Genomic DNA, 11,933 nt, shown 5'->3' on the forward strand with positions numbered 1-11,933 from the left:
GATCGAACACGCCGGAAGGGAGAAATCTGACTTCTCCCTTGGCATGCTTCGTCAACTTAACGGCTGTTGAATCGGTCGAGCGCAGCTTGCTGAATCTGAAGCGCTTCTTCAATGCCCATTCCCTGAAGCGTCTGGACGAATTGATCAAACCCGCTGATTGGCTCCACGCCCATAATGAATTTATTGACCATCTCTTCGTAATAGGTATTAATATCATTCATGATGGAGGCATAACGAGTGCTCTCTTCAGCCGTTGGCGAAATAATCGGCATCAAGCGCTTATTATCCGCCTTCATCCATGTCTCGATGGCTGCTTTCTGCTGAGGAAGAGCGGAATACTGTTCAATATACCGGCGATCCTGGACAAAAGGTCCCGAGTAGCTGGCAAGGTTATATTTGGACAGCGCTTGGGTGATGGATAAACCATCCGGGTTCTTCATCACTTCGTCCGTATAGGCCGGGTACCCGTCCTTCATGCTGTAGCTGACGCCTTCTACGCCAAAATTAAACAGCATATGTCCTTCTTCGCCGTACTTATAATCAAGCCACTTTACGGTCTCCACCGGGAATTTGTTCGCTTTCGTAATCGCCGCCCCGAATCCATTGAATGGCGAATCCTTCTGCCCCAGGATCGGAGTGTCGCCCTTCTTCAGCACGACGTTAGGAGCACCCAACAGTTTCACATCCGGATTGGATTTCAGCATAAGCTCCGAATATCGGCCCAAGCTGCTTCCCATGTATCCGGAGAATGCGCCCAATTGATTGTTAGTCACCTTGGCATCCTTCAGTGTGGCATCTGTGGCGGCGTAATCCTGATCGATCAGCCCTTCGGCATACCATTTGCTCATCGTCTCCAAATACGATTTAAACTCCGGTTGAATAGGGCCGTAGCTTACCTTGCCATCCACCTGGTAAAACCCTGTCGTAATTCCCCAGGCTCCGATAAACGCATGATTCAATGCCGTCATATCCAAGTCAAGCAGGAGCGGAATTTCATCGGCCTGCCCGTTCCCGTTTGGATCCTTGGTTTTGAATGCCGTTAACACTTCGTGCCACTCATCTATCGTTTCCGGTACGGACAGCTTTAATTTCTCAAGCCAATCCTCGCGGAGAATGATGCCGTTATAGGTCAGCAAATACTCATCCCCGCGGATAAAAGGAAATACGTAAATGTTGCCGTCGTCTGTCGTTATGAGTTTTTTGTATTCCGGATGCTCGTTTAACAGCTTTGATATATTCGGTGCATGCTCTTCAATCAGCTCATTCAGTCGAATGATCGTTCCATCCGAAATGGCTTTGTCCGGTCCGCCGGATACATTAGCCCAGCCGTACTCGATGACATCTGGCAAATTGCCCGAGGAGACCATAATATTGAAGGCATCTGCCTCCTGTCCGGCAGGGGGATGCTGAAACTTAAGCCGGGTCCCCGTCAATTTCTCCATTTCCTGATAAGCTGCAATCCCGTTCATATCCTGCATCGTTGCCGATGCGTTGGCGTTAAGAGATACCCAGTACGTCAGCTGTCCCGGATAACCCGGCTCACCCATTGAAGAAACACCGGCTCCTTCCTGCCCTTTTTCGCCCGCAGGATTCTGAGCTCCCGAGCTTTTCCCGCTGCATCCAGCCAGCATGGCTACGATTAATATGAAAATTGCCAGCCTTGTCGCTCGTTTTTGGTTTGTTTTCAAATCACGACGCCTCCCTTTTTCCTGTTTGAATGATCATCCGATTTAACCAAGGACCGAAGTGATCAGCCCTGTTTAAATTCTAGGGTCAAAGCGCCTTCATCGTATACCGTACACATTCATGATCTGTTAACAGAGATTAAGAATTGAGATGATCATTTCTTAAGGTGGATGGTAGAGAATGCAGAGTTTCCTTGTATTTTCCCGGGGTTATTCCTTCATATTTTTTGAATACCCGGATAAAACCCACATCGCTGGTATAACCGACGGAACGGGCAATATGTGAAATCGTATTTTTGGCATCCTTCATCATTTCCTTAGCATGCTCGATCCGAATCTTGGCCAGATAATCCGTCAGGTTGGTGCCGCTGTTCTTCTTGAAGAAAGCCGACAGGTACGGGGGCGTAATGTTGAACTGCTCGGCGATGGAAGCCAGACTGATCATGGTATCGTTGTGATGATCTTCGATGTAGATTTTGATTTTTTCCAGCAGCAGTGAAGAGGAATCTCCTCTCTGCTCTCCCACGTACAAGCAGACCTTGCCGAACATCCACTTCACCTCCTGATATAACTCTTCCACTGTGCTGCCTTCGGTGATATCCTCGATTGTTTTGCCAGCTGTTCCGAAGATGTCCTCATACTTCAAATTTAAAGCATTGAGCAGTTTGAACATTGTGCTGAGCAGGTTCGCGAAGAGGAGTCTCCCCAGATCCGGTGAGATGGACTTGCCCATAAAATTGTTGCTGTACAGGCACTGAATAATGTCTTGAGCTTTATCGACATCCCCGCTCTTCATCGCGTTAATGAGCTTGACCTCCGTCTCAATGGGAAAATCATAATACACCTCCGTTTTTTGTTTCATTTCATCATAGAACAGGATCGGTTTATAGGCTGTAAATATGGAATATTCGAGTGCTTTCAGGCTCTCGGTATAACCGCTGGACAAACATCCGGGGCCTGTATGAATCCCGCTGATTCCGATTGTTGTCACGGTTTTGAAGCGCAGTTCGATGACCTGTTTCACCTGCTCCGCCCATTCAACCAATTCCTCTAGCCCGCACTGCTGAGAGTCGGGCACGTTTAATATGATAGCAACCAGATTTTTCTCCAGTTCCACCGAGTAAGCGGCAAAAGGATGGATTTCCTCCGCTACCTTGCCGGTAACGAACCGGATCAGTGCCCACTCGCTTTCGCGCTCGTTATGAATAAATCCACTGGCATCCCTGAGCTCGATCAAGGCAACAGCAAACCCCCGCTCCGGAAACGAGATGCCCATGAACGCCATGGCATGATCGGACATATCACTTGCGTCCACATTACCCTTCAATAAACGCTGCAAAAAGTTGGAGCGGATGACCGGCGTTTGCCTGGACAGCTGCTCCCTCATCTCCGTCTGCCTGCCAAAGGAATCGGCCATCGTCGATTTGATGAAATCATATTCATTGCGAACGGCCCCCTCCCGTGCCGGGTGCGCCTGCCGAATAAAACGGATAATGTCACGCAGCGGATAATACGCCCGATAAGTCATGAACGCGCAAGCGGCTACCCCGGCGGCCAGACAGATCACAAGAACGCCGGCGGCCATTCTTTTGACCATATTAACCTTCTCCATGAACACTTTCTCGGGCACGATGGATACGTATTCCCACCCGCTTCTCTTCGAGATTGCCGACACAGTCATCATCGGATGATCCTCCGGTGTCTTCCCGACTCGGCTGACCGAGGCTGCTCCGGCACTTAAAATAACTTGTCCGCTGGCATCCTTGATATATATCGTCCCATGATTTGTCTTCACGATCTCTTCCAGGAGCCCTGTAATCTGTCGTTCGTCAATCAGCATGATTAGCGCACCTTTCGGATGGTTCTTCTCTCCAAATGGAAGCGTTTGCATATATGTCAGCATCCGTTTCTGATTCAAACCTTTCCCGACCTCCGTCACGGGCAAGTAACGGTTAAAGTGAACGCCGTGCAGGATATCCGACCGATACTGTTCATAGGTTAGATTTTCATATCCATAAATATCGGAGAACAAAACGCTTGAGGTTGTCTTTAAGGTTGGACTCAGAACCGTGTTGCTCTCCCTTAAATAGACATAAAAATCAGTAATAAAGCTGCTGCTGTTGCGGTAACGCTGCATTTCCTGCATAAAGCTGAAGTAATTGTAATGCTCGATGCCATTCTGAGGCGAGCCTGCCTTGAGCAGCGCGTCCAGCCTTGGATTCGACGTGATATTCCGGGAAATCAAATGCATCTCATCCAATCGGCCGTCCACTACCTGCTTGGCTTGCTCAATCAGCGCCATGTTGCTGTTATTCGCGTTCTCGATCATAATCTTCTCAATACGAGCATACAATCCGCCGAATACAATGACCGGGATCAACAGCACGACAAGATAGGACATGAGCAATGTAACGAACACGGACACGCGATTGGAACGCTCCATTCTTGCACTGGTTGTCGTCAACTTCCCCATACCCTCATTCCTTCCGGTTTCAATGGTTATATATCTTCCGTACTTACATTAATTACATCATACTGTTTTTATTTAACATGAACAGGCCATCTTCAAAAATGTTAATCGATCACGAATTTGTATCATGCTCGAAGGCTTCAGCCTCCACTAAGGCCACAACGAAATTCCTCCACCATGCTGTGCTCATCAGAGGCGATAACGCCAATCCATGAGATGAATTAGCCTCATCGAAGTGTGGTGTGTCCTCTAATTGCTCAGTGGTTCAACATTCTCAGCGGCCGCAAGAACAACGCCAAAAAAAAGGAACGCCTCTATAGAGACGCTCCTTTTTGGGGTTCAATCCGATTCAGCTTAAGGCTCATAGATCATTTTGCGGGTCATGCCCCCGTCAACGACAAGATGCGCACCTGTCACAAAGTCATTATCCGGATCGGTGAAATAGAAACAGGCTTTGGCAATATCAGCAGGAACTCCCACCCGCCCCGCTGGATGCTGCTTGTGGTCCTCCGAGCGAAGATTGTCATAGCTGCCGGTCTCAATCCATCCCGGACTAATGCAATTCACCCGAATCCGATCAGGTCCAAGACTAATTGCCATCGCATGACTCAATGCAACAATGGCTCCTTTGGAAGCCGCGTAGGCTTCTGAATTCGGCTCGGACATGATGGAGCGTGTGGAGGATATATTGACAACAGCTCCGCCTGCACCCGACTTTTTCATATATAATGCGGCTTCACGCGTCGCAAGAAAACAGCTTCTGGCATTGGTATTCATGACATCGTCCCAATCCTCGACAGACAGCTCATAGGGAGATTTCCAGCGGGATACTCCTGCATTGTTGATCAGGATGTCGATCGAACCGCCATGTTGAACGGCTTCTGCCATGAGGCGTTTAATACCTTCTTCCTTTCGTACGTCACAAGGGATGAAGACCGCCTTCAGTCCTTGTTCCGTCAAGGAGTGTGCCGCCAGGCTTCCCTGCTCCTCGTTAAAGTCGCTTAATATGACTCGCGCTCCGCTTGCAGCATAGGCTTCCGCCAATCCGCGGCCTATCCCATTGGCAGAGCCCGTAATCACGACTGTTTTATTCTCAAAATTCATTCGCAGCTCCTCCTTTTTCTCCTACATTATATACCACAGGAGGAAGCTGACTAAAATCAAGTCCGACATTTATTTAGGATGCTCATAACCCCTCACCACGCCAAGATGTGCCTTCGGGTGCCGTGCAAATCCGTAATACCGGGTACCTTGGAAACGCAGTAGCCCCTCGTCGCCTTCCGCACACATGCCGAATTCTTCACCGTTTACAATAAACTCCATCCGATCTCCGCTCTCAACTTCAAAAGTAAGATAATAGGTGGTACGAGTACGGCTCGACATCGTATCATCTGTCTGCTGCGTGTGTTTCACTTCCGTTCGCTTGCTCACAATTTTGGAATCAACCGATAGCAAAGGCTGTCGGTTATTCTGACTCCACTGCAAGATTCCCTTACCGGCCGACAGCAAAATGATCCCGATGACGACGATGAAAAACACGGGCATTACGCTGCCGAAAAAATCGAACATCCAATCTGATCCCGATCCCATACGGCTCCCCCCTCCACCTTGTCTTGAAATATGTATATGCTTCTTCTTGGACAATTTAACTCATATGTCGTGGAAAGTTTGATTGAAATTTTAAAGAACTTGTCCCTTTCTGAAAACGCCAAAAAAGAAGCTGGTCTCTGCTCTTGGTCAGCTTTCAGCTTCTTCGTGGGACTCAAACACCCTGATCTATTCATTTTCCTTCTCATCGCCATTCACATTCAATCGTAAGCCAATCTCAGCCATTTTGTTGTCTCTTCTTGTCCTGTCATTTCTTGATCCTCAGGTGTCAGCTCCTGTTCATTCCAGCATGCCAGGCATTGTTCCTCCGTATCGCATAAACATGTATCATCACAATGGTAACACAAGCGGAGGAAATTTATCGTCACTTGATCGGTATGCATATGAATCGTTCCCTTCTCTAACATAATGGAGTATCTAATTACATCTTTATAGTAGCATAGATATTCACTTTTTATTGTGATTTATTTCACAATATAATGTCAATAAAAAAAGGCTGTACCGGATCTGACTCTCTCAACAAGGTACAGCCTTTATTCAGTAACTTATAATAGCAAATTCAGACTATAAACCCTGCCAGGTTTCACCACCGTCACTGCTTTTCATGAGTCGGGAGCGCTTCTTGTCGGTGGTTTCAATCAGCATCCAGCCTACATCAGAGGAGGTAAACTGCAATTTCACCACGTTAGGATACTTGGCTAGATTATCTGCTAGTAACTTGCTTCTCGGGAATGGCTTCCAGGTTTTTCCTAAATCATTCGAATGATACACAATGCCGTTAACCATACGCCAGCCGTCATGAAGCCGACGGAAGACAGGCTGGATAGTTCCCTTACCGGCATCTCCCGTCATCGGGAATGACACCAGATTCCACGATTTTCCGGTATCTCCCGTGAAGTATCCCATGTAGCTCGCCTGATTATCCTTTACGCAGGTAACCGGAATATATACTTCGCTATCGCTGCCGCCTCTTCCCAGTAACTTAGGCGCCCCGGCGTAAACCGAACCGCACGGGTCAAGAAGCTTGCTCTTGAACACTTGACCCGAAGATTTCCACTTCTGACCACCATCACGAGTAATATACAGCTTCGAGGACTGCATCTCCCGAATGGTAGCAAATCCGACCAGCGAATCCGTGAACGTTAAACCGATGACTGATCCTGTTCGCGGAATGACGCTGCCTGGGACACGCGAAGTAGAATACTCCGTATTCTGCATGACTTCATCCCATAAACCGCCATTGTTGCTAGTGTGGAACAGGGATTTCTCCTCAGAGCCCCGGGATATGTCGCCTTTTGCCATGATCCATCCCTGCTGTGATGAAACGAAGGACAGTGCAGTGACAACGCCTGTCTTGGGCAGCGACGAGAGCTTCCAGCTGTCACCGCCATTGGTTGTATTCAGCAGAATGGTTTCCGCTGATCCCTGCTTATTTCGTATAATCCAGCCATGATCCTTATCCGCAAACACGATGTCTTTGCCATACTCCAGCTTGTCAATGAATTGAACATTGGAGGAGGGTGAAATATCCACCCACGTTTCACCATGATCTTTAGTTTGGTAAAGACGAAGTTCGGTGTTCGTTATTCCCCATGCAATTCCCGTTGACTCACTAAGGAGATGGAAGTCTGTCAACCGTGTATGTATCTGATATTTACTTTTTTCCTCAGGGGCCTTCATGGCCGTATCCGGCGTTACTAATGTGATGGTCTGACCTTCTTCTTCATCTTCAACCGATTCAGGAGGACCTTCCGGTGTAGAAGGTTGCTGTTGCTGCTGTTGTTTTATCGGTTCTGAGGTACAGGCTGCTAACATAACTGCCATCATTGCCAGCATACTGAGCCAGAATATAAAACGACTTGATCTCAAGAATTCTTCCTCCTCATATTTCGATGTGCATGTTGCAAATCCGCTTTTTCGACATTATAACATATTCCATCCAGCTGATAAGTAAAGAACTGACTTGCAAAATTTACAATACTGTAGCTTTTTAATAGATTCACTCTCATATTCGGGTAGGTTAATCCATAGATAGACATCAAAAAAACCCTAACGTGATTCATACGTTAAGGGATTAATTTACAAATATAATGCTCGCCCATTTCGAGGGTTCTTGATAATCACCAGGTTTATGAACCAAATCGTCCGGTTTGTTATGTATTCGCCTATGTGAAAAGACTCGGGCTTTCTAGAGATACCTTCCTTTTTAACCGGAAGACATATTAGAAGAGAGGTGGTTATGAAGCATGACCTTAGAGGTGTCTAGATGCAGGATAGAATGTGGATCTTCTATTATGAATTTTTCATATGATGAAATAAAATAATATTGTTGATTGCTGTTGTTGTTTTCATTCCTTATTTTCACGCATAAAAAAGCAAGCTGATTTCGTATCGAAATCAGCTTGCTCGAGGATTTATATATTAAGATATATCCCGGGCTGATTAAACCTCGGATATGACCGTATAGCGTTCATTGAGATGCTTAGGCAACTCAATTTCATCCAATACCGCAATCGCGTAGTCCTCATAGCTGACATAACTTTGACCGCTGGAATTGACAATGACATGATCCTTACCTTCTTGATAGCTTCCTGTCCGCTGACCATTCGGATTAAAGAACGCTGCCGGACTGAGATATGTCCATTTCACATCTGAAGAATTCTCCAGGTCTTTCAGGTTCTCTCCTGCATGGAATGCTGTCGGATAGTATTCCTTAGGAAAATCAGGTGTTTCCATCAGTCGGGTGGTTTTGGCCTCATCAACAAACAGACTTCCGGCTCCTCCCACCACGATCAGTCGGGTATCGGCTCCTTTCAGAGCATTTATCAGCACGCGTCCAACTTCAATATATTGAGTTTCCTGCCCAGGCGCTGCGCCAAATGTATTCACTACCACGTCGAAGCCTTGAAGATCGGCATCGGTTAAATCCAGCACGTTCTTCTCCACGATGTTAACACTGGAATCGGTAATCCTGGAACCATCACGAACAATTGCCGTTACTTCATGTCCGCGTGCTTGCGCTTCCTTGAGAATCAAATTTCCTGCTTTACCTGTTGCACCGATAATACCAATCTGCATGATGAATCGCTCCTTTATCAATTGTATATACAAATGAGAAGGTGAAAAAGAGCTACAGTTTTCCCTTTTTCAACATTTCACTGGACTCATGGAGAAGTTTAGTTAGTTGTTCGCTATGTTCCTTCCCCAAAATGGAAACATATTGTCCGTACAGCTGTTCAAAATATTGGTTCAGCTCCTTATATAGAGCTTTACCTTCCTCTGTTAAGAAAATATGCGTTTCCTTCCATTCGGACTTGCGTTCAACTAAATTCTTCTCTTCCAGCTTGTCAATGAATCGGGTGCTTGTGGATGGAGCAATCGATAACTTATCACATAACTCTTTCTGCGTGATTCCTGGGTACTGGTGTACCACCACCAACACATAGGAGTACGTTGGCGATAAGTCGGCTTTTGCAAAAGCATCCTCCGCCATCTTTGTCATAGAACGTGCAAACCGATTCGATGTAAAAAACAAGCATGAGGTCAAAATGGAATCATCTATGTTCATCATCATCACCTTTCATTTGTATATACAAATTATCACATTGCTATCTTTATGTCAACATCTTTATTTTAGTAAGTTTATTGGTTCATGTTTACCTCATACACCAACTGAGATGCAAATTGAATGAAGTATGAGCATGCATGAAATATATACTATTTCACTCTTCTTTTGTGAATTTTTCATATGTTGAAACAATCACCTGATCTATCGATTTCAAAAGAATCAGCATTAGCGAGTCTGGCTGGTATCGCTTCTTATCTTGGAGAGGATTACGATCGCGCCGCGGCATATGATATAACGCTGCTCGATATATTCTGGACTGCCATGACTGGTTACATACACGCTCTTGCTATAGCGCGTGCCGAGAATATTGCCGCATCGGACCTTGCACGTTACGCTCACAATTTCATTCGCATCATGCCTGATATTATGACCTATAACGCGAGCGACTTGGATCGCGGGATCTATCCTGGCAACAGTTCCAGTCTTCGTTCCGACGCCGCGAGTATGGAGCATATTATCCATGCAGCCGAATTTCACGGACTTGACAGCAGCATTCTTCATGAAGCAAATGTTTATTATTCAAAAAGCAGTTAACGCCGGGCATGGCAATGACGGTTTCTCACGCCTGATCGAGTTTCAATAAACCCTCTTCTTAAAGAACGATACGCAGACTAACAACGAATAGGCAAGTCAAACAGGTGACGAAAGGGTCCCCTCTTGACTTGCCTATTCGTTGAATTCGCTGCCTGCTTACCCTTTGACGGCTCCTTCTGTCAAACCTTTTTGAATATATTTAGAGATGAACAGGTACACAATCAATACCGGAATGACTGTCAGTGATACGGCTGTAGCCATAAGTCCAAAGTCGGTACCATATTGTGAACTGATTTCATTCAACAATGCCACGATCGGACGAACATTCTCTTTGTTAACAAAGATTAGCGCAGAGAACAAATCATTGTACGCCCACATAAATACAAATATACTTGCCGATGCAAAGACAGGCTGCGAGATCGGCACAAAGATTTTCACAAACATTTGCCATCGGTTGCATCCGTCCATAAACGCAGCTTCTTCCAGCTCTTTCGGAATGGTTGCCATATAACCGGCAATGACCAATGTCGCAAACGTCAGATTGCCTGCCGTCTGAGGAAAAATCAACCCCCAGTATGTGTTTACCAGGCTCGTTTTAATCAGAAGCTCATAGACCGGAACTACAGTTGCAAATGCTGGTATCAGCAGTGTTGCATACAGAATGGAGAAAATCGTTTTTTTGCCTCTGAAGTTAAATCTGGATAACACGTATGCTGCTAATCCTCCAAGCAATAGCACTAAAAACACGGTACTGAAGGACATCACTAAGCTATTAATATAACTTCTTCCAATATTGATGCGGTCAAATGCATTTTGATAGTTAATCAACACCGGATCCCATGCGATACCGAATGAATTGTTCATAACATCGCGAGATACTTTGAACGAGTTGTTCACAATCCAGAATAACGGATAGATTGTTGTTAAGGACCACGCTGTTAAAATCACGTACATCAACGTGGTGCCTAAGCTAAACCGACTCTTCCTAACTCGCTGAGTTTTGTGTTCAACGACGATGGTTGGCTCCATAACAGTACACCCCTATAATGCTTAGTATGTAATCTCGTCTCTTTTCAACAAACGGTTAGCAATTAACGCAAGCACTACGCCAAAGACCACCATGTAAATGGCAACGGCTGATCCGTAGCCAAAGTTCTGATCCACCATGGCTTTTTTGTACATATACGTCCCCAGTACTTCCGTTCCATTCTGGCCGCTTGTAATGACCCAGATGAACTCAAATATCTTCAACGTACCCGTAATAGCAAGGGTGATTACAACCTTGATATCACTCATGATAAGCGGGATGGTTAGCATCGTTGTTTTCTTAATGCCGGTTATCCCTTCCAGCTTTGCTGCTTCGTAATAATCGGCAGGTATTTTGGCCATTGCAGTCAGGAACAGAATGAAATAAAAGCCCACATAATGCCATACCGTTGGAATCGAAACTGCCTTGAGGGCGTTCTTCGCATCCAGCCACAGAATCTTCTCGATATTGAAATTAGCCAGCAAATTGTTCAATAGTCCAAAGTTATAGTTGTAGAACAGCACAAACAACAAGGAAATCGCCGTACCGGAGATGACAACCGGAAAGAAAAAGACGGTACGATAGAAACCTTTGAACTTGGCAATGTTATCGACCAGAACGGCAAGCACAAGGGCTATCCCAACCTGAAATACGATAACATACAGCATAATCTCTAGTGTGTGCAGGGTCGCAGCGCCCAGCAGCTTATCCGTAACGAGTCTCTCATAGTTAGCCCATCCCACAAACTTTTTGTCAAAAAAACCGCTTGTGCGATAAAAACTGAGATACAAACTCTTGAAGAACGGATAATATAGAAAGATTGTCATGATGGCAGCTGCAGGAAATAAAAACAGCACAATATACTTGCGATCACCCTTCATATTCATCACCCTTGATGTTTATTTTTCTTCATCCATGTCTAAATGACTACGCCGCCCTAATGAAAACAGAGGGCGGCGTGCATCACTTTTATTTCTACCG

General features: G+C 45.8%; 10 protein-coding genes. 1 reads left to right on the plus strand and 9 read right to left on the minus strand.

From position 1 onward, the window contains the following. Window positions 1-56 precede the first annotated feature (56 nt). The 7 genes from WDY75_RS18685 to WDY75_RS18720 all read right to left on the minus strand — a co-directional run bounded on the left by WDY75_RS18685 (window position 57) and on the right by WDY75_RS18720 (window position 9,331). Window positions 57-1,688 (minus strand): extracellular solute-binding protein, encoded by a 1,632-nt coding sequence (locus tag WDY75_RS18685; protein ID WP_063479281.1) that lies wholly within the window; start codon window positions 1,686-1,688, stop codon window positions 57-59. A gap of 136 nt (window positions 1,689-1,824) precedes the next feature. Beyond that, window positions 1,825-4,158, minus strand: coding sequence for an AraC family transcriptional regulator (locus WDY75_RS18690; protein WP_063479280.1), 2,334 nt, complete (start codon window positions 4,156-4,158; stop codon window positions 1,825-1,827). A gap of 351 nt (window positions 4,159-4,509) precedes the next feature. Further along, the gene (locus WDY75_RS18695) at window positions 4,510-5,259 is read right to left on the minus strand and encodes an SDR family NAD(P)-dependent oxidoreductase (protein WP_063479279.1); all 750 of its coding nucleotides are present in this window, start codon (window positions 5,257-5,259) and stop codon (window positions 4,510-4,512) included. Between the two features lie 69 nt (window positions 5,260-5,328). Beyond that, a complete protein-coding gene (locus WDY75_RS18700) occupies window positions 5,329-5,745 on the minus strand; it encodes a DUF2500 domain-containing protein (RefSeq protein ID WP_006209756.1) in 417 nt (138 codons plus the stop codon). Window positions 5,746-6,327: 582 nt separating this feature from the next. After that, window positions 6,328-7,632, minus strand: coding sequence for a WD40/YVTN/BNR-like repeat-containing protein (locus WDY75_RS18710; protein WP_063479277.1), 1,305 nt, complete (start codon window positions 7,630-7,632; stop codon window positions 6,328-6,330). 573 nt (window positions 7,633-8,205) lie between these two features. Next, window positions 8,206-8,841, minus strand: a complete 636-nt coding sequence (locus WDY75_RS18715; RefSeq protein WP_006209748.1) for an NAD(P)-dependent oxidoreductase — start codon at window positions 8,839-8,841, stop codon at window positions 8,206-8,208. Between the two features lie 52 nt (window positions 8,842-8,893). Then, entirely contained in the window at window positions 8,894-9,331 is a 438-nt protein-coding gene (locus WDY75_RS18720; RefSeq protein WP_006209747.1) for a MarR family winged helix-turn-helix transcriptional regulator, read from the minus strand. Window positions 9,332-9,511: 180 nt separating this feature from the next. Between WDY75_RS18720 and WDY75_RS18725 the strand changes: the two genes are divergently transcribed. Further along, window positions 9,512-9,925 (plus strand): hypothetical protein, encoded by a 414-nt coding sequence (locus WDY75_RS18725; RefSeq protein WP_231888048.1) that lies wholly within the window; start codon window positions 9,512-9,514, stop codon window positions 9,923-9,925. Between the two features lie 156 nt (window positions 9,926-10,081). Here the strand turns inward: WDY75_RS18725 and WDY75_RS18730 are convergent, their stop codons facing one another. Further along, window positions 10,082-10,954 carry a carbohydrate ABC transporter permease gene (locus WDY75_RS18730; protein ID WP_006209743.1) on the minus strand — a complete coding sequence of 291 codons (873 nt, stop codon included), beginning with the start codon at window positions 10,952-10,954 and terminating at the stop codon, window positions 10,082-10,084. A 21-nt stretch (window positions 10,955-10,975) separates the two neighbouring features. Beyond that, the gene (locus WDY75_RS18735; protein WP_006209742.1) at window positions 10,976-11,833 is read right to left on the minus strand and encodes a carbohydrate ABC transporter permease; all 858 of its coding nucleotides are present in this window, start codon (window positions 11,831-11,833) and stop codon (window positions 10,976-10,978) included. Window positions 11,834-11,933 lie beyond the last annotated feature (100 nt).

It is taken from the genome of Paenibacillus glucanolyticus (assembly GCF_037333485.1).
In the GTDB taxonomy this organism is placed as follows: domain Bacteria; phylum Bacillota; class Bacilli; order Paenibacillales; family Paenibacillaceae; genus Paenibacillus_AQ; species Paenibacillus_AQ glucanolyticus.